Origin of the sequence: Allolucifera butyrica, assembly GCF_900476375.1 — a bacterium.
Lineage (GTDB): Bacteria > Bacillota > Negativicutes > Sporomusales > UPPP01 > Lucifera > Lucifera butyrica.
Genome location: NZ_UPPP01000062.1, coordinates 36,709 through 54,418, shown reverse-complemented (window position 1 = coordinate 54,418; position 17,710 = coordinate 36,709). Strand labels below are relative to the sequence as shown.

General features: G+C 47.5%; 16 protein-coding genes and 10 tRNA genes. 5 read left to right on the top strand and 21 right to left on the bottom strand.

Annotated elements, in window-relative coordinates:
- Positions 1-47: 47 nt before the first annotated feature.
- The 3 genes from LUCIF_RS07485 to LUCIF_RS07475 are packed head-to-tail and all read right to left on the bottom strand — an operon-like array spanning position 48 to position 1,793.
- On the bottom strand, positions 48-641 hold the full coding sequence (locus LUCIF_RS07485) for a 7-carboxy-7-deazaguanine synthase QueE (protein WP_122627252.1): 594 nt from the start codon (positions 639-641) through the stop codon (positions 48-50).
- On the bottom strand, positions 629-1,288 hold the full coding sequence (gene queC / locus LUCIF_RS07480; protein ID WP_122627251.1) for a 7-cyano-7-deazaguanine synthase QueC: 660 nt from the start codon (positions 1,286-1,288) through the stop codon (positions 629-631). Before queC ends, LUCIF_RS07485 begins: the two co-directional genes overlap by 13 nt.
- Positions 1,275-1,793: a DUF5662 family protein gene (locus tag LUCIF_RS07475; RefSeq protein WP_122627250.1), complete on the bottom strand. Its 519-nt coding sequence runs from the start codon at positions 1,791-1,793 to the stop codon at positions 1,275-1,277. The genes queC and LUCIF_RS07475 overlap by 14 nt, the downstream gene beginning before the upstream one ends.
- Positions 1,794-2,005: 212 nt before the next feature.
- Here LUCIF_RS07475 and LUCIF_RS07470 point away from each other — a divergent pair, with 212 nt between their 5' ends.
- Entirely contained in the window at positions 2,006-2,332 is a 327-nt protein-coding gene (locus LUCIF_RS07470; RefSeq protein WP_165865917.1) for a YlbF/YmcA family competence regulator, read from the top strand.
- Positions 2,333-2,366: 34 nt separating this feature from the next.
- On the top strand, positions 2,367-4,175 hold the full coding sequence (locus LUCIF_RS07465; protein ID WP_122627248.1) for a YcaO-like family protein: 1,809 nt from the start codon (positions 2,367-2,369) through the stop codon (positions 4,173-4,175).
- A 673-nt stretch (positions 4,176-4,848) separates the two neighbouring features.
- Here LUCIF_RS07465 and LUCIF_RS07460 read toward each other — a convergent pair.
- From LUCIF_RS07460 to LUCIF_RS07420, 9 genes are all read right to left on the bottom strand, one after another.
- A complete protein-coding gene (locus tag LUCIF_RS07460) occupies positions 4,849-6,135 on the bottom strand; it encodes an ArsB/NhaD family transporter (RefSeq protein WP_122627247.1) in 1,287 nt (428 codons plus the stop codon).
- Positions 6,136-6,284: 149 nt separating this feature from the next.
- Positions 6,285-6,373 (bottom strand) — tRNA-Leu (locus LUCIF_RS07455).
- 94 nt (positions 6,374-6,467) lie between these two features.
- The gene (gene ilvD / locus LUCIF_RS07450) at positions 6,468-8,129 is read right to left on the bottom strand and encodes a dihydroxy-acid dehydratase (protein ID WP_122627246.1); all 1,662 of its coding nucleotides are present in this window, start codon (positions 8,127-8,129) and stop codon (positions 6,468-6,470) included.
- 197 nt (positions 8,130-8,326) lie between these two features.
- A tRNA-Cys gene (locus tag LUCIF_RS07445) sits at positions 8,327-8,401 on the bottom strand.
- Positions 8,402-8,405: 4 nt separating this feature from the next.
- A tRNA-Gly gene (locus LUCIF_RS07440) sits at positions 8,406-8,480 on the bottom strand.
- 7 nt (positions 8,481-8,487) lie between these two features.
- Positions 8,488-8,563 (bottom strand) — tRNA-Phe (locus LUCIF_RS07435).
- A 29-nt stretch (positions 8,564-8,592) separates the two neighbouring features.
- Positions 8,593-8,668: transfer RNA gene (locus LUCIF_RS07430), tRNA-Asp, on the bottom strand.
- A gap of 141 nt (positions 8,669-8,809) precedes the next feature.
- The gene (locus LUCIF_RS07425; RefSeq protein ID WP_122627245.1) at positions 8,810-9,172 is read right to left on the bottom strand and encodes a response regulator; all 363 of its coding nucleotides are present in this window, start codon (positions 9,170-9,172) and stop codon (positions 8,810-8,812) included.
- A gap of 23 nt (positions 9,173-9,195) precedes the next feature.
- Positions 9,196-9,867, bottom strand: a complete 672-nt coding sequence (locus tag LUCIF_RS07420; protein ID WP_122627244.1) for a hypothetical protein — start codon at positions 9,865-9,867, stop codon at positions 9,196-9,198.
- A 132-nt stretch (positions 9,868-9,999) separates the two neighbouring features.
- Between LUCIF_RS07420 and LUCIF_RS07415 the strand changes: the two genes are divergently transcribed.
- Genes LUCIF_RS07415 through LUCIF_RS07405 form a run of 3 tightly spaced genes read left to right on the top strand, consistent with a single transcriptional unit; the run spans position 10,000 to position 12,677 of the window.
- Positions 10,000-11,085 (top strand): ABC transporter substrate-binding protein, encoded by a 1,086-nt coding sequence (locus LUCIF_RS07415; protein ID WP_122627243.1) that lies wholly within the window; start codon positions 10,000-10,002, stop codon positions 11,083-11,085.
- Between the two features lie 41 nt (positions 11,086-11,126).
- On the top strand, positions 11,127-11,882 hold the full coding sequence (locus LUCIF_RS07410) for an ABC transporter permease (RefSeq protein WP_207857177.1): 756 nt from the start codon (positions 11,127-11,129) through the stop codon (positions 11,880-11,882).
- Positions 11,883-11,897: 15 nt separating this feature from the next.
- Positions 11,898-12,677 carry an ABC transporter ATP-binding protein gene (locus LUCIF_RS07405; RefSeq protein WP_122627241.1) on the top strand — a complete coding sequence of 260 codons (780 nt, stop codon included), beginning with the start codon at positions 11,898-11,900 and terminating at the stop codon, positions 12,675-12,677.
- A gap of 47 nt (positions 12,678-12,724) precedes the next feature.
- Here LUCIF_RS07405 and LUCIF_RS07400 read toward each other — a convergent pair whose 3' ends face one another.
- The 9 genes from LUCIF_RS07400 to pyrF form a co-directional block, all read right to left on the bottom strand.
- Positions 12,725-14,812: an SPFH domain-containing protein gene (locus LUCIF_RS07400; RefSeq protein ID WP_207857175.1), complete on the bottom strand. Its 2,088-nt coding sequence runs from the start codon at positions 14,810-14,812 to the stop codon at positions 12,725-12,727.
- Between the two features lie 248 nt (positions 14,813-15,060).
- Entirely contained in the window at positions 15,061-15,642 is a 582-nt protein-coding gene (locus tag LUCIF_RS07395) for a flavodoxin family protein (protein WP_122627286.1), read from the bottom strand.
- A gap of 107 nt (positions 15,643-15,749) precedes the next feature.
- Positions 15,750-15,825, bottom strand: a tRNA-Trp gene (locus LUCIF_RS07390).
- 1 nt (position 15,826) lies between these two features.
- Positions 15,827-15,901 (bottom strand) — tRNA-Cys (locus tag LUCIF_RS07385).
- 113 nt (positions 15,902-16,014) lie between these two features.
- Positions 16,015-16,090: transfer RNA gene (locus tag LUCIF_RS07380), tRNA-Trp, on the bottom strand.
- Positions 16,091-16,093: 3 nt separating this feature from the next.
- Positions 16,094-16,168, bottom strand: a tRNA-Gly gene (locus LUCIF_RS07375).
- Between the two features lie 5 nt (positions 16,169-16,173).
- Positions 16,174-16,249 (bottom strand) — tRNA-Asp (locus tag LUCIF_RS07370).
- A gap of 165 nt (positions 16,250-16,414) precedes the next feature.
- On the bottom strand, positions 16,415-16,987 hold the full coding sequence (gene pyrE, locus LUCIF_RS07365; protein WP_122627240.1) for an orotate phosphoribosyltransferase: 573 nt from the start codon (positions 16,985-16,987) through the stop codon (positions 16,415-16,417).
- Entirely contained in the window at positions 16,984-17,700 is a 717-nt protein-coding gene (gene pyrF, locus LUCIF_RS07360; RefSeq protein ID WP_122627239.1) for an orotidine-5'-phosphate decarboxylase, read from the bottom strand. The genes pyrE and pyrF overlap by 4 nt, the downstream gene beginning before the upstream one ends.
- Between the last annotated feature and the right edge of the window lie 10 nt (positions 17,701-17,710).

The window sequence follows — 17,710 nt, the reverse complement described above, 5'->3', positions numbered from 1 at the left end:
CAAATACAGCATTCCGGCCAACAGCAATAAGAAATCAGTCCTTCTTGTCATTCCACAGCAATCACTTTGTGCAGTTGAATCCCCAGACGCAACTCCCAATCCGGCCGCTCCAGGACGAGACGGTATGCTTTCGCCGCCGATTCCGGCCGGCCGCTTTCCACCTGCAGCAGAATATTTCCTTTCGGAACGGCTTGCCAGGCAATGACCTCCAGGTTGAATGCATCATCGACCACATATTTCAGTTCATTGGGCACACAGCGTAAAATATAGCCGCTTGCCGGTTTGGGAGAGGCGGTGATCCAGTCAATTCCCCAGGCCGCGGGAATCTCATTGGTTCCATTGGTTTCAATGGCGACATATTTATGCCGCTTTTTTAGCGCTTCGACCAGGCTGCCCAAATCGTGTAAGGTCGGTTCACCGCCGGTAATAACAACCAGCCGGGTGGGAATCGCCTGCGCCACAATCTCCTCTGCCGTCTGCCACCTGGCCTGACTGCTGTCAAATGCCTGAGGCGTATCGCACCAGGTGCACCTTAGGTTGCAGCCGGCCAGACGAATAAAGGTGACGGGCAGTCCCATATGCAGGCCTTCCCCCTGAATGCTGGTAAAAATCTGAACAACAGGATATTTTACTTCCGGCATAGATACTCCTTCAATCCGGCATTTCTCAGTTTGCAGGCCGGACACTCACCGCAGCCGTCACCGATAATCCCGTTATAACAGGTCAATGTCTTTTGCCGGACAAAATCCAGCACTCCCAATTCGTCGGCCATCGCCCAGGTTTCCATTTTATTAATCCACATTAAAGGGGTATGAATGACAAACTGGTAGTCCATGGCCAGGTTCAACGTAACATTCAACGATTTGATAAATACATCCCGGCAATCCGGGTAGCCGCTGAAATCCGTTTCACACACGCCGGTCACAATATGGCGGATGTTTCGCTGCTTCGCCACCACGGCGGTAAAAGAAAGAAACAGTAAATTGCGCCCATCCACAAACGTATTGGGAAGCTGTCCGCTCTCACCGGCCTTAACGGTAATTTCGCTGCGGGTTAACGCATTGGGCGCCAATTGGTTCAACAACCCTAAATCGAGTATGGTATGCTCCAGGGAAAGTTCCCGGGCAATCTCCCGGGCACAATCAATTTCACGCCGGTGCCGCTGATTATAATCAAACGTCACGGCTTCCACCCGGTTGAATTGCTTCCTTGCCCAAAATAAACAGGTCGTACTGTCTTGCCCACCGCTAAATACTACCAGCGCGCCCTGATCTTTATATGCCGTCATGGCAATCTCCTCCCGTTTCTGATAATCCCAACTGTTTTTCAACCCACTGCCGGGTTTCCGGATGCAAAATTATCTTTTCCCTATTCAGCAAATACCAGGGCACCATTGCCATTCGGTCCGGCATTCGCGATACGGCCCGCCAATCGGCCAGCATTTCCCGGCGGTATTCATCCGTCATCGGCAGCACCTTCTGTTGACCGCCATCCAGCACAACAATCCACCATTGCCAATGATGCGGATTCCGGTGATAGTGCCGCAGCCAGCTTAAAGCCAATTCATCCTCCACATTACCGGGGGCAAAAAACTCCGGTGTATAAATATCTTGCCGCTGACGCCGGGCTAATGCCGCAACCCGGGGCCTCCATTCCTGCCAGGAAAACTTACTCCAGTCATGCAGCAGCCCCCGCCAGACGATCCCCAGCTTCCATGCCTCTAAAAACACATACCATTTATGGAATACCGCATACCGTAAATAGTTCAGATTGTTCCGAATCTCCGTTCCCATGCTTTCCTTCCTGTCCGGCTGCCGCAACCTGTTCTTCTATATAATTTTATTCGTATCCTGTTTCCAGAATCCTGCTGTCATAAGCAACAATAGTCTCCTTCCGGCAAAGCATTTAGTTTTTCGCCCCGGTAACCGCCGCTCGCTTACGCGAATATATTATCAAGAAGATTACTATTTATGTCAGTCGCGATAGCGGCGAAATGGAGGTTAGCATGATCAATCAGGAAAGTATCCGGCAATTTGTGACAGCCATAAAAAATACCCAGGAATTTATAGATTTAAAGCATGCCAAGGAAATCATCGACCAAAACGGCAAATTAAAACAAGAACTGGAAACCTATCAAAAAAGACAGGCCGATTTACAGTCAAGCTGTCAGACCATGCAGGAATTTGAAGACAAATTGACCGCATTAAACCAAAAATTCTCTTCTTTATTCCGGAATCCGGATATGCAGCAGTTTCTGAAAGCCAGTGACCAATTTGGTTTACTGCTGATGAAAGTTTATCAAATGGTTGATGAATCACTCCAGGAAATTTAATTCTCCACTAAAATATTGGCAGTGAGGTGCTTATATGGCAATATCCGACAGTCACTATAAAGACCGGCCGCCGTTAACCACAATCCATACGATCCGCACCATTTTAAAGGATCTGGATCTTTTAACCATCGAAACAGTCTGGAAAAATTCAGTAGAAGGTTTTTTCTCAGTTACCGTTCAAATTGTTGACACCTGTTTATCAACAAATGGCAAAGGCGCTACCGCCGACCTGGCCCTGGCCAGCGCCTACGGCGAATTAATGGAGCGCCTGCAAAACCAGGCTACTTTCCGGCTCAATCTGGATTTACGGCAAGAGGCGCTGGAGTATCTTGGTTTTTTTTACGCTCCCGATGAGAAGAAAATGAGTTTTGAGGAGGTACTGAGCAGTAAAGAGGATTGGTTCCGCGAACAGTGGAACCGTCTGGATCCGGCTATAGATAAAGCAGAACTCCTGCAACGCTGGATGGATGTTTCCTACGAAACGATTCCCGCCGATTTCATTGCGCTCCCTTACCTAAACCGGACAAACAATCAAATTTCCTATATCCCGGTTAAAATGGCATCCAAGATGTACATGTCAAACGGCATGTGCGCGGGAAATACCCTGGAAGAAGCCGTCGTTCAAGGAATTTCGGAAATTATGGAGCGATTTGCCAACCAGAAAATTATTAATGAACGGTTATGTCCTCCCGACATCCCTGGTTGGTTCATTAATAAATATTCTAACATAGCTTCCATGATAGCTAAATTGAAAGCCAGCAGCAACTGTGAAATCATTTTGAAAGATTGCTCACTGGGACTAAATTTTCCCGTAGTTGGCGTTATTTATATCAATAAAGATACGCAGAATTATTTTGTTAAATTCGGTGCCCACCCCATATTTGAAATTGCCGCCGAACGAACGCTTACCGAATTGCTGCAAGGGCAGGACATTCACCGGATGATGGGGGTAAGAGAATTTTGTTACCACAGCGATTTGGATGCAGAAAACCTGATGGGAATTCTCGTTAACGGCTCCGGCTTTTATCCCGCCAACTTTTTCAGTCATAACTACAGTTATGATTTTAAGGAATTGGAAGACGTGCACGGCTTCAGCAATAAAGAACTGTTGACGCATTTAATCCAGTTGCTGGCCAGACAAGGCTACAGCACGTTTATCCGGGACGTTTCCTTTTTAGGCTTTCCCGCCTTTCATGTTATTGTTCCGGGACTGAGTGAAATTGAGAAAATCTCCGACCGCAAGGCCATAACCGACTACGCGGAATATAATAAAATCCGCCGGCTGCTCCGTTCTCTGCCGTCCTTAACCGACGGCCAAAGGGAAGAATTGATCCGTTTTTTGGAAACAACCGGTTATAGTCCCGTCGCTGCGGTTACCGATTTGTTAAATCTGTCTTTACCGGAATCGCTGCCCTGGTACTATAGCAATATAGACCTGTTCCTTACCGCACTCCATTATCAAAAAGGCGACTTCGCCAAAGCCTATACAACATTTAACCGTTTTTTAGAAAATAACAAAAACAACAATCCGTCTAACCCCAGTGTAGTGACTTATTATAAATGTGTAAGAGATTATATTGCTACCCGGACCGAAAAATTGAATGATGAAGAAGCTTTAGATATTTTAAGCACCTTTTATCCTCCCAATATAGTTCACGGTGTAATCAGTGAATTTGGTAACCAGACAACAATCCTTTCCTATTTAGGTCAGTTAAATTGCTGGAACTGTAATAGCTGCCCCTATAAAGAACATTGTTCTTACCTGCCGACGGAAAAAGCCTACCGGAAACTGAAAGAAAGCTACGCCCAAAATCCCCTCAATCAAATTCATCTCTCCAGATAAGAAGAAAGACCTGAAAGGTCTTTAAGCAGGAAGAAAGTATTTTACTGAAAAGTTATACTTTCTGTAACTGTAAAAATAGAAAATCAGCACCGGGACAGCAGTACCTGGTGCTGATTTTTAGTTTTATTTAGTTTTATTACCGACCATACATCATGGATTGACAGCTGGACATGCATTTCATGGACTGGCAACTATACATCGATTCGCAACTGTACATAGGCTGACAGCTGGACATGCATTTCATAGACTGGCAACTGTACATAGGCTGGCAACTGGACATACATTTCATAGACTGGCAACTGGACATAGGCTGGCAACTGGACATACATTTCATGGACTGGCAACTGGACATGGGATGGCAGCTGGACATGCATTTCATGGAGTGGCAACTGGACATCGACTGACAACTATACATATATTTCATAGATTGGCAGCTGGACATCGATTCACAACTATACATAGGCTGGCAACTGGACATACATTTCATGGCATGCATGCAAGACATACATTTCATGGACTGGCAGCTGGACATACCATAATTATAATATCCCATCAGACTTCACCTCCTATAAATGTTTGGGTATCCCATTAACATAATATGATAGTCCATCGTCGACTGTTACAACATATTAAAGAAAGACCACTGACGCTCTTTCGGCTCGAGGCACAGGGCTCAGGGCGCGGAAAAATAACGCCAATAGATATAACCTTGCCCAATTAAAATAGATAATAACATCAGTGGGAAAGCAATTTTAAAAAACCGGCCGAAGGAAAGCCGGATTCCGTTTTTTTCCGCGATACCGGCAACGATTACATTGGCAGACGCCCCAATGAGTGTGCCGTTTCCGCCCAAACACGCTCCCAGTGCCAATGACCACCAGACTACCTCCTGATTTCCCCCGGACATCCGCCCCATTTCCTGCAGCATAGGAATCATGGTAGCAACAAAGGGAATATTATCGATAAAAGCAGACGCTATGGCCGCCAGCCAGAGAATCAAAAAAGAAGTCCCCACCACCTGTCCCTGGGTGATTGTTAAGCTCCAGGCAGCCAGTTCCCGGATCACCCCGGCGGCTTTCAGGCCTCCCACCAGTACAAATAAACCGGCAAAAAAGAAAATAGTCGGCCACTCCACAAGCAGCAGGATTTCCTCCGGTTCTTCCCCGCTTAAAAACAGCAACAGCATGGCACCGGCCAGAGCAATCGTAGCTGATTCCAGTTGAAACAAACTGTGAAACATAAATAATATCATCGTCAGTCCTAAAATAAATAATGATTTTTTCAACAACAACCAGTCCTTAATTTGTTCCCGGATAGATAAACATAGCACTTCCTGCCTGCTTGCCGCGTTACCGCGCAGTTCATTCCGGTATATAAACATCAGCAGGCCCACGGTAATCACCAAAATAAGCAAAACCGCCGGTGCCAAATGCACCAGAAATGAATTAAAGCTTAACCCCACAGCGCTGCCAATCATGATATTTGGCGGATCGCCGATCAGCGTCGCAGTACCGCCAATATTTGAAGCCAGAATTTCCGAAATCAAAAACGGCACCGGATTAATCTGCAACTTATCTGTCAGCGTTAACGTAACCGGCACCAGCAGCAGAACGGTGGTAACATTGTCCAGTAAGGCCGATGCGACCGCCGTAATAACCGACAGCAACCCCAGCAAACGGACCGGGCGGCCGCCGGTCACTCTGGCGGCCCATATGGCAATCGCCTCGAATACGCCGGTGCGCCGCGTAATCGTTACTAAAATCATCATGCCAATCAACAGGCCGATGGTGTTAAAGTCAATATCGTCTTTAATCGCTGTTTCCTGGCTTAAAAAACCCAACAGCAGCATGCAAAGCCCTCCCGCCATTGCCACAATCATACGATGAACCTTTTCCCAAACGATCAAGGCATAGGTGACGAGAAAAATTAGGATTGATCCCCAGAACGCAATTTCATGCACACGACAACATCCTTTCGCAAAAAAAATAAAAAGGAGCCTGCATGACAGACTCCTCCAAAACCCTAGACAACAATTATGATATAGAATTTATAACCCCAAAAATAAATTTGCCATAAATATAAAATTGCTCAGCACTTCACACAAATAAATGGTGCCGGGAACCGGAATCGAACCGGTACGGGTGTTACCACCCGAGGGATTTTAAGTCCCTTGCGTCTGCCTGTTCCGCCACCCCGGCAAAAGTGTCTAGCAACGATAACGTAATTATTATATATCAAAAAAGTAAAGTTGGCAAGAAAAAATAATAAATTTCCGCACCAGATTTTCCCATTTTATTTCAAAACTGCACCGGTGCTGGCCGAACTTACCATGCGGGCATACCGTGCCAAATAACCGGTCGTGACTTTGGGTTCCGGTTTTAGCCAAGTTTTTCTTCTCCGGGACAGTTCGTCGTCACTAACCCTCACATTTAAGGTACGGCCCGGAATATCAATATCAATAATATCCCCCTCCTGTACCAGCGCCAAAGCTCCGCCATCCATGCATTCCGGAGAAATATGGCCGATAGCGGCGCCCCGTGACGCACCCGAGAAGCGGCCATCCGTCAATAAGGCCACATCCCGGTCGAGGCCCATTCCGGCAATGACGGCGGTCGGATTGAGCATTTCCCGCATCCCCGGCCCCCCCTTGGGACCTTCATAGCAAATTACAACAACATCTCCTTTATTTATTTTTTTGCCAAGCAGGGCCGTAATGGCCTGGTCTTCCGAATCAAATACTCTGGCCGGCCCACTATGACAAAGCATTGCTTCATCGACGGCGCTTTCCTTCACAACCGCCCCGTCCCGGGCAATATTCCCCCGTAAAATGGCAATGCCTCCCCGTTTACGATAAGGGTTCTCAACCGAACGGATTACTTCGTCCCGTTTAATTTCCGCATTGGCAATGTTTTCTCCTACCGTTTTACCATTAACCGACTTACATCCTTTAAAAATAACGCCGGCTTTGCTCAATTCCTTCATAACCGCGGGAATACCGCCGGCTTCATTCAGATCCTGCATGTGATGTGTACCGCCCGGACTCAATTTGGTAATATACGGAGTTTTGGCACTGATTGCATCAAACAATTCCAGTTCCAAGGCAATTCCGGCCTCATGGGCAATCGCGGGAAGATGCAAAACAGTATTCGTTGAACCGCCAATCGCCATATCAACGGTAATGGCATTCATAAACGCTTCTTTCGTCATAATATCGCGCGGTTTGACATTCTGGCGCACTAACTCCATAATTTTCTTACCGGCTTCCTTTGCCAACGCCCGCCGGGCGCCGAAATAGGCGGCCGGAATCGTCCCATTACCCGGAAGCCCCATTCCCAGCACTTCCGTCATACAATTCATGGTATTGGCCGTAAACAAGCCGGCACAGGAACCACAGCCCGGGCAACTGGCCTGTTCCATTCGCTGCAACTCCGCACCCGTAATTCGACCGGCTTCAAACAAACCGGCTGCTTCAAACATATTGCTGACGCTGATATCCTTGCCGTTATACCGGCCGGCCATCATAGGCCCTCCACTGACGACAACGGCGGGAATATTTAAACGGGCCGCCGCCATCAACATTCCCGGTACTATTTTATCGCAATTAGGAATCAAAACCAGTCCGTCAAATTTATGGGCGATGGTCATCGCCTCAATGCTGTCGGCAATTAACTCCCGGCTGGGAAGCGGATACTTCATGCCTTCATGGCCCATAGCAATGCCGTCGCAGATTCCGATCGCCGGAAATTCGATCGGGGTACCCCCTTCCGAAGCGACGCCAAACTTAACTGCTTCCGCAATACTATCCAAGTGAATATGCCCGGGAATAATTTCATTCTGCGCATTAACAACGCCGATCAGCGGCTTTGCCAAATCATCCGGCGTATAACCCATGGCATAAAATAAAGAACGATGCGCCGTCCTGGTTGAACCTTTTTTTACTTCATCACTTATCATTCCATCAACCCCTTCCAAATTCCGTACTATTTATTCGTCATAAAAGAAGCAATATCCTGCTTGAAAAAACAAGAGTATCTATAAAATGAATTCTAATTGTAACAACAATGCAAAAATCAACAAAATTCCCCAGACAGTGGTCATTCTCAGACACACAAAAAACCACCCCGTCATGGGGTGGTTTGCTAAAATTAATTTGGAGGCGGCACCCAGATTTGAACTGGGGAATAAAGGTTTTGCAGACCTCTGCCTTACCACTTGGCTATGCCGCCATTCTGGAGCGGAAAACGAGATTCGAACTCGCGACCCTCGCCTTGGCAAGGCGATGCTCTACCACTGAGCTACTTCCGCATATATATGGTGCCGCAGGGCAGAATCGAACTGCCGACACGAGGATTTTCAGTCCTCTGCTCTACCGACTGAGCTACCGCGGCAAATGTACGCCGTAGGTTTCAATGTAAAATGGCGACCCGGAAGGGACTTGAACCCTCGATCTCCGCCGTGACAGGGCGGCATGTTAACCACTACACCACCGGGCCGTGACATAATCGCAAAATATATTATACACCATTCTAAATACAATGTCAACATCAACTTGTATTTAGCTTAGCCATTATTTCGTAAACACAAAATGTATTATACCTACTTAGCGATTTACTGTCAAGAAAAACATGTCATTGTTAGTGATTCAGCACATCCCGGATCGTACGCAGCACCTGATTCGCTTCGAACGGTTTAACGATGAAATCGGAGGCGCCGGCTTGCAAGGCATCGGAAATAATTGGCCGCTGGCCAATCGCAGTTACCATAATAACACGAGCAATCGGATTTTCCGCATGAATCAACTTGACGGCTTCAATCCCATCCATTTCCGGCATAGTAATATCCATCGTGGTCACATCCGGGGTATGTTCTTTATATAGTTGGACTGCCTGCTTGCCATTTTCCGCTTCAGCAACGACTTCATGTCCATTCTCCTGTAACATTTTTTTCAAAATCATTCTCATAAAGGCAGAATCATCGCAGATTAATATTCTTGCCATAAGCGTCCTCCTAAAAAATAGTATCACGTTTCCTGTTCAACTTTATGCCGGACCTGTTCCAATACGGGCTGTAAATGATGCGTCAGTTTTTCCTGCAACTCCTCTAAGTTCCTGGAATCAAAAACAGCCACCATTTCCGGCGTGCGCCGTACCCGGATTTCACCGAAAAACTCATCCCGGTAGATGTTGTAATATATGATTAAATTGCTTTCTACCGCAAAATCACTATAATCGATAACAATATAGGAGCCATTAATCACCTTTACCGGCTCCCGGGGCCGGATAAATAGGCTAAAGCCGGCGATATTCTCCGGCAAGCGGGCTCCATACGGCCACTCCAGCACTTTTTTATCCCGGAAAACACAGCTTAACGAATCAGGTTCAAATTCGGCCATACCGCTCAGCGTCTTAAATAAGCGCTCATTCAACATTCTTTCAAAAAATTCCATACTGGGGGAAATGAAAATAACTTCACAATATTCGGTCAGTCCAATAATCAGCCGGACCAGAAAATCCCTGGTAGCATGGTCGTAAAGAGCGGATACGCACCGGTGACGTGCTTGATTGCGGTAAGAAAAAATGCGGTATTGAGTCCCCTGTTGTTCTTTTTCTATATCTAACTGAAAACCCATATATTCGGCAGGCAAGGTTTTCAGCAAAGCCCATTCATCAATCTTTTCAATTATTTTTTCCATTTCAGGTCGTCCACTCCCAACGTTAATAATATATTCTTTCCCAGCAATAAAATACCTTCCTCGCCGGTTACCAAAAATGAATCCACTGAATATAATGCAGTAGTTTTTAAACAGGTTACGGGAGGGATACCCATGAAAAAAAACCTTTACATAGGTTTAACCCTGGCGCTGATTGCTATACTTACCTTCACCGCCTGCGGCCGCCAACCTGCCCAGGCACCGGTAAAAACAGCACCGTCTCAAGGACCGGTTTGGGCTGCCGGTCTTACCCCGCTGCCGCAGGAAACGGTAGTCAAAGTAGGAATGAAACAGGTTATCTCCGACGCGGGCATTCTCATCGGCATGGCCAAAGGATATTATCAAGACTTAGGCATCCGGATCGAACCGGTACAATTTAATTCCGGACAGGAAATGATTAACCAGTTGGCGGCCGGACAATTAGATGTTGGCGCCACAGTATCCGCTGCAGGATTATTCAATGCCATGTCCCGGGATATTCCTATAAAAATTGTAGCCGACAAAGGAATCAATGTTCCCGGCCAAGGGTATTACCGCCTTGTCATTCGCAAAGATTTAACGGACACCATTAAAGATTATGCCGACCTGCGCGGTCGAAAAATTGCCATCGTCGGCACAGCCTCCCTCGATGAAATCGCGCTGGACCGGGTTCTGCAGAAAGCAAACCTCACTACCAAAGACGTCGATCTTCAGGTAATCCGGGCCTTTCCCGATATGCTGGTCTCCCTGTCCAATCGAAGCATTGACGCGGCTATGGTAATCGAGCCGTTTATTGCACAAGGCATCGCCAAGGGCATCCTTGACCCCTGGAAAGACCCCGCCGAATACGACCCCGATGCCCAGACCGCTTTTTTGGTATATGGCACCAGTATGACTTCCCGTCCCGACCTGGCTAACCGCTTTATGACAGCCTATGTAAAGTCGCTGAGAGATTACAATGATGCCTTCTTTAAAAATAAGAACCGCCAGGAAATGATTAACATTCTTTGTAAATACTCAGTCATCAAAGATCCCTCCCTGTACGAAAAAATGTTTCCAACAGGATTAAATCCCGACGGCTACCTGCGCACAAAAGGAGTCGCCATGGATTTAGCCTGGTATAAAGAGCATCATTTATTAAAAAGCAACATTGAACTAAATGACGCCGTTGACAATCAATACGTTGATTTTGCCATCAACGTACTGGGCGGATACAAATAACCTTACGCATCTATTTTTAATTGGAGGAGGTGAGTTGGAAAGTGAATCATATAAAGAAAATTATTTCCATCCTATCTCCTTTGACGCTCCTTTTCATATGGGAATTGTTAGCCAGGACCGGCATCATCGACACCCGGCTGTTATCCAGTCCCAGTCTTGTCTTAAAGGCTTTTATTCCCCTTCTCTTATCCGGTGACCTTTTATATAATACCTGGATCAGTGTGCAAAGAGTCCTATGGGGCTTTATCGCCGGGTCCGTCCCCGGAATTTTGCTGGGTATCAGTATGGGTTTATCGCCAATTGTCCGTTCCATTTTTGAACCGCTTTTATCGGCTACATATCCAATCCCCAAACTGGCGCTGATGCCGTTAATTCTTCTTGTTTTCGGCCTGGGGGAAACATCAAAAATCTTCACCATTGCCATTGGCGTATTCTACCTAGTCGTGATTAATACAATGGCCGGGGTTCTCAATATTGATAAAATTTATCTGGATGTAGCGACCAACTTCGGGGCCGGCAGAAAAAACTTTTATCTTACCGTCGCTCTGCCGGGTGCCTTGCCAATGATTTTTGCCGGATTAAAACTGGGAATGGGAATGGCCCTTATTTTAATTGTCGCCGCCGAAATGTCGGCCGCGAAAGCCGGCGTCGGCTGGATGATCTGGCGGGCTTACGACATGTTCGACATCGAGCAGATGTTTGTGGCCCTAATCACTCTTTCCGTTTTAGGCTATATCTTTTCATTACTGCTGGACTTCCTGGAAGCCCGGGTCCTGCCCTGGAAACAAAAAACATAAGCGGAGATGGCCACCATGATCTATGCGACAGAAAGCATCCGGATACAAAACGTTAACAAACTATTTTCCACGCCGGCGGGCCCCATTGCGGCTCTTCAAAATATTACACTTTCCATTGGCGAAGGAGAATTTTTTTGCATTGTGGGTCCCAGCGGCTGCGGCAAAACAACGTTGCTGCGAATTCTGGCCGGCCTGGATAAATCCTCTTCCGGCAATGTGTCAATTACAGCCGGTGATTGCGGCCGGCCGGTCAATTCCATGGTCTTTCAGGAACAATCCATTTTCCCCTGGATGACAGTAGAAAATAATGTGGAGTATGGCTTGCGAATGCGCGGCGTAGCCAAAAAAATCCGCCGGGAAATTGCCCGCCACTACATTGGCATGATCGGACTGTCCCAATTTGCCAATGCCTATCCGGCCCAATTGTCCGGTGGCATGAAACAGCGGGTCAGTGTAGCCAGAGCGTTTGCCAATGACCCGGAAATTTTACTGATGGACGAACCCTTTGGTGCCCTTGACGAACAAAACCGCATTCTCCTGCAGCAGGAATTACTGCGCATTTGGGAAGGAAGCGGCAAAACAACGGTTTTTATTACTCACAGCATTGACGAAGCCCTCTGTCTGGGTGACCGGGTTATGGTCATGAGCGCTCATCCGGGAACCGTAAAAACAATTATTGATATTGACCTGCCCCGTCCCCGGGATATCGCTACCATTCGGACCCTGGGACGGTATAATGAGCTGTATCAGCAGATTTGGCTGGCATTACGGGAGGAAGTGCGGGGAAGGAAATGAGCAAAAAACTCCCGCCGGATTCATGGAAGAATCCGGCGGGAGTTTTTCTAGGCTTCCTGCACGGTTACAGGTTTATCGGACTTAGCCTGACCAGCCATATGCCGGGTCAGGTACGCAGAAAGAAGTCCTCCCAAATTTTCATTGCCCTGTACCAGGAAATCAGGTGTCACCTTGATATTGCCGGCGGCAATCTGTTTGGAAATCTCAATGGCAACAACGCCTTGCTCACCGATTGCCTTATTTTGCAGTTCATAAGCTTCCGCTGTCGCTTTACCGATTGCCAGGATTCGTTCACCTTCGGCTTTACCCACTGCCGCAATTCCCTTGGCTTCTCCTTCCTTTTTAAGCCGGATGGCCTCGGCTTCTCCTTCCGCAAACCGGATGGCTTTCTCTTTATTCTGCGCAGCAATCTTAACGCCAATTTCCGCTTCCACAAGATTCTTCTGCTGATCTGCTTCCGCCCGCGTTTTTTCCGTAGCGATCCGTTTAGATTCCGCTTGCTGCTGGGAATTGTACATTTCCATCTGCTGTTCGGCAATGATCCGCTCGGTCTGAGTTTTCATAAGTTCTTGCGGCAGATTAATCTGACAGATTAATACACTGACACATTCCACATGATACCGTTCCAGTTCTATCCTTATCGCATCTTCCGCCTTTCTTTGCTCACTCTGCCTGTCTTGCATAAAGTTCATGGCGGAAGTCGAAGATGCCTGGTTTCGGAAAGAACTGTCAATCATCGGATGAATTACATGATTAATCAGATTATCAATGGAACCAATCTTTGCGACCATATACGGCGCCTGATCCGGTCTTACCCGGATAATGACTTTGACGGATATCCCCATCTCAAAACCATCTTTGGAAACTACTTTTAGCGGGTCAAACCGGGTTTCCCTGTTTTCATCCCAATCAATCGTAATATTGGTCGTATCGATCGTATAAGCATGAAAGGCCATGCGGTTTAAGTAATAAGTGCCCGGTCCGACGACTTCCTGCTGAATCCCCCGGAACCCTTTGGGAACTACATAGCGTTCAATTCCCTGCCGCAGCCGCCCTTCGAGGTCATGTTGCGCCTTTTCGGACAGTTTTCCGTCTGTTTCACTTTCCGTTACCGCCTGCTTAACTTGTACCGGCTCTTCTCCCACATTGGAAACCACTACGGCAACCTGTCCCCGCTCAATCACAGCAACATCATCCAGCGAAACGACAAACATCAGGGGATTAATATAATAGGTTCCCGGCTTTAACACATCAAGCTGGGGTCCCCGCTGTCCGCCATTTGCCAGGAAGGCCGACGCATCCTGAAAATCGCGGTGTCCCGCAATCGGACTGGCAACAAACTCTTGCTCCGGCAACGGTTTTCCATCCCTGGCCGTAATCAGGCCAACCTTATTGGCCGGAATCACTGTCGCCTCTTTTAACTCTATTTTAAATAAATCCGTATTAATACGATAGGTCCCGGGCAGAAGAATATCGATCTGAGGTCCCCGCTGCCCGCCTTGATCCAGAAAAGTCTGGCCGTCTTCAAAGGTCGAATGATTGGCAATCCGCTCCGCCAAAAGACGCCCTGGCTGGATTTGCCGGCCATCCATGGAAGTAACGATTCCAATATAACCGGCCGGCACTATGGTAACCGGAACAACTCTTACTTTGAAAAGGAAGGGGTTAATTCGGTAAGTTCCTGCCGGAATTACCGGAATCTGCGGTCCTTTCTCCCCGCCGTTCGCCAAAAATGCCGGTCCGTCTTGAAAGGTATTATGCCCGTCGACCGTACGTCCGAAAATTTTTCCCGGCGGTATGGAATTCCCGTCAATACTCTCTACCAGCCCGACTTCAGCTTCCTTAATCAAAGTGAATGACTGTTTTCTCGCTTCATAAAGAAAGGGAATTAAAAAATGCAGTCCGGGTCCTAACGTCCTTGCCTGGATTCCGATCTCACCTTCCTGCGCAAGTACCCGCCCCTGGGGCATTGCCTTGCCAAAATACTTTCGTTCCAGGACTGCGATTTCATTGCCGCCGACAATTACTACGGACTTGACTATAATGAGTATTAGCATCAATACTACTAAGCCAAGTAAAATCACAGTCCCTCCCCCCATTCCAATAATACCCGGGATGAATTCAATACCGTGCATATTTTCGCTCCTTTGCTATTCATTAAAAGGCTGCTTTCTCTTTTTAAAGTATATGCGCCTTATTATTAATACATTATTGGCAATTATAAAAACACCTTCTTTTTTCGATCCTTTATTGATAAAAAATGATAAAAATCGATAAAATAGTCGTACCTCACCCTAAAAAAAATAAACGACGTCTGAGAACGCCGTTTATTTTTTAATTTCACACCAGCATATATAAATCATATAACTTACAGTCAAACGTTTCAGGCATCGCTGCGAATTTTCTTTAAAAGCCAGGCCATATTCTGTCCGAGATTTATCATATTGGCAATCCCTTCTTCATCCTGTTCAACTTCACCGGTATCTTTGCCATACACCATATTCCAATAGCTTGAACCGACAAGAAACATCTCTTTGCTGTGTAAAAAATGATTCAGTGTATCAAAGGCACCAATTGCACCACCCCGCCGGGCAGCAACCACTGCCGCCCCCACTTTATGTTTAAAAAGCCCCTGGTTCACTGACAATACAACACTGGCCCGGTCAATCAGCGCTTTTATTTGGGCCGTCACTCCGGCGGCATATACCGGGGAACCCAGAATAATCCCGTCTGCTGCCGCCATCTTGGCAAAGCACGTATTAAAAAAATCGTCCCTTACCGCACATTGCTTATTTTTTAATTTCTGACAAGCCCAACATGCCGTACAGCCTTTTATAACCTGTCCAGATAGCTGAATCAGTTCCGTTTCAATTCCTTGCTCCTCCAGTTCGTGAAACACAGTCCGGATTAAAATTGCCGTATTTCCGTCTTTGCGGGCACTGCCATTAATACCAACTACTTTCATTCCATCATCTCCCAAATTCCATTCTCCTGTTCACTATTGAGACAACCCAGCTTCACTAGAAATAATAAAAAGGAATTCCCCGGCTTGAGGAATTCCCTGTTTTTTTCTGGCAGGGGCAGAAGGACTTGAACCCTCAACCAACGGTTTTGGAGACCGCTACTCTACCAATTGAGCTATACCCCTATGGAGGCGACACCCGGATTTGAACCAGGGGATCAAGGTTCTGCAGACCTTTGCCTTAACACTTGGCTATGTCGCCATTAATAATAATCTTAACTATATTATTATACCAACTTACCTGGCAAATGTCCAGATAGTCTAGAAAAGAATAAAAAGAAACTCCCCGGTTTGAGGAATTCCCTGTTTTTTCACTGGCAGGGGCAGAAGGACTTGAACCCTCAACCAACGGTTTTGGAGACCGCTACTCTACCAATTGAGCTATACCCCTGTTTGGAGCGGAAAACGAGATTCGAACTCGCGACCCTCGCCTTGGCAAGGCGATGCTCTACCACTGAGCTACTTCCGCACCGATGGCGACCCGGAAGGGACTTGAACCCTCGATCTCCGCCGTGACAGGGCGGCATGTTAACCACTACACCACCGGGCCGTTTCAGGATATTATGTTATCATGATTCTTCCATTTCAGCAACAGAAAAAAACGGATATTTAAATGGTTTATAAGCTTACATATCGCGATTTTCTTCCTTATTCAATGTTTTACTATCTTTTTTATTTTTATTCATCACCAGAATACCGGCGATATTATGTATAATTATAACTTCCGGCTGCCCCGCTTGGTCAGAGCCACTCCGGTCCGGCATAACGGACACTCCTCCGGCCGGTAGGTAGGTACATCAAGCTGTAGCAGCGATTTTGCCGGAATCCCAAAATCAGCCTTCCCGCCGCTCCGGTCTACCAGCATGCCCACACCAACCGGGTTGCCGCCCAGGGTACGGACTACATCAATTACTTCCTGCACCGAGCCGCCGGTTGTTACAATATCTTCCACGATCAGCACCCGTTCGCCCGGGTTAATGACAAAGCCCCGCCGCAAAGCCATCTTGCCGTTTTCCCGTTCCGTGAAAATAGCCCTGGTACCCAGATTTTTACCCACTTCATGGGCCAGAATAATACCGCCCGTTACCGGGCCGATGACTAATTCGACCTGTTCGGACCGGAACCGGTCCGCCAGGGCCGCACAAAGTCTGGCCGTATGTTCCGGATACTGCAGGACCTGAAATTTTTCAACGTACAGGGGACTGTGCAAACCGGAAGTCAGCAAAAAGTGTCCCTCTAAAATAGCACCCGTGTCTAACAGCAGTTTTTTTACATCCGTTTCCTTCATTGGCTTCGCCTCATTTCCTGCAATATTTGTTCCGCCGCCTCACGGGGGTTATCCGCTTTGGTAATGGGACGTCCCACTACGATATAGTCCGCCCCCTGACTCAAAGCAAATTCCGGCGTCGCCGTACGGCTCTGGTCATTCAGCGCCGCCCCCTGCGGCCGGATTCCCGGGGTCACAATGAGAAAATCCTGACCACAGACGGCCCGGATTTTTCCCGCTTCCTGCGGTGAAGCAACCACACCGTCGAGGCCGGCCTCCTGGGCCATCCTGGCCAGCAACTGGACTTGCCCGGCGATGTCCGAGCCGGGATGCATATGGGTCCATTCCTCCCGGTCCATACTCGTCAGGATGGTAATGGCGATCAATTTCGGTTTGGCTATGCCCAGCGTGGTCGCCGCATCGGTAACAGCAATGGCCGCCGCTCTCATCATGGTCCGGCCGCCGGCGGCATGCACATTCAGAATGGAGGCTCCCAGCCGGGTCAGCCTGGCCGTCCCCTGGGCCACCGTATTCGGTATATCATGCAATTTTAAATCCAGAAATACTTCCTTGCCGGCATTCCGCAAGAAGCGGACAATCTCACCGCCAACACTATAAAAAAGTTCCATGCCCACTTTGTAATAAGTAACGCTGTCACCAAGCTCATCCACCAAAGCCCTGGCTTTGGCCATGGTCGCTACATCCAATGCAACAATCAGCCGTTTGTCGTTCACCCCGAGGTCC

Excerpts from the sequence above, each read along its gene's own strand:
- LUCIF_RS07485 (WP_122627252.1), bottom strand. The coding sequence starts at position 641 with ATGCCGGAAGTAAAATATCCTGTTGTTCAGATTTTTACCAGCATTCAG.
- queC (WP_122627251.1), bottom strand. The coding sequence starts at position 1,288 with ATGACGGCATATAAAGATCAGGGCGCGCTGGTAGTATTTAGCGGTGGG.
- LUCIF_RS07475 (WP_122627250.1), bottom strand. The coding sequence starts at position 1,793 with ATGGGAACGGAGATTCGGAACAATCTGAACTATTTACGGTATGCGGTA.
- LUCIF_RS07470 (WP_165865917.1), top strand. The coding sequence starts at position 2,006 with ATGATCAATCAGGAAAGTATCCGGCAATTTGTGACAGCCATAAAAAAT.
- LUCIF_RS07465 (WP_122627248.1), top strand. The coding sequence starts at position 2,367 with ATGGCAATATCCGACAGTCACTATAAAGACCGGCCGCCGTTAACCACA.
- ilvD (WP_122627246.1), bottom strand. The coding sequence starts at position 8,129 with ATGATAAGTGATGAAGTAAAAAAAGGTTCAACCAGGACGGCGCATCGT.
- LUCIF_RS07425 (WP_122627245.1), bottom strand. The coding sequence starts at position 9,172 with ATGGCAAGAATATTAATCTGCGATGATTCTGCCTTTATGAGAATGATT.
- LUCIF_RS07420 (WP_122627244.1), bottom strand. The coding sequence starts at position 9,867 with ATGGAAAAAATAATTGAAAAGATTGATGAATGGGCTTTGCTGAAAACC.
- LUCIF_RS07415 (WP_122627243.1), top strand. The coding sequence starts at position 10,000 with ATGAAAAAAAACCTTTACATAGGTTTAACCCTGGCGCTGATTGCTATA.
- LUCIF_RS07405 (WP_122627241.1), top strand. The coding sequence starts at position 11,898 with ATGATCTATGCGACAGAAAGCATCCGGATACAAAACGTTAACAAACTA.
- LUCIF_RS07400 (WP_207857175.1), bottom strand. The coding sequence starts at position 14,812 with ATGCACGGTATTGAATTCATCCCGGGTATTATTGGAATGGGGGGAGGG.
- LUCIF_RS07395 (WP_122627286.1), bottom strand. The coding sequence starts at position 15,642 with ATGAAAGTAGTTGGTATTAATGGCAGTGCCCGCAAAGACGGAAATACG.
- pyrE (WP_122627240.1), bottom strand. The coding sequence starts at position 16,987 with ATGAAGGAAACGGATGTAAAAAAACTGCTGTTAGACACGGGTGCTATT.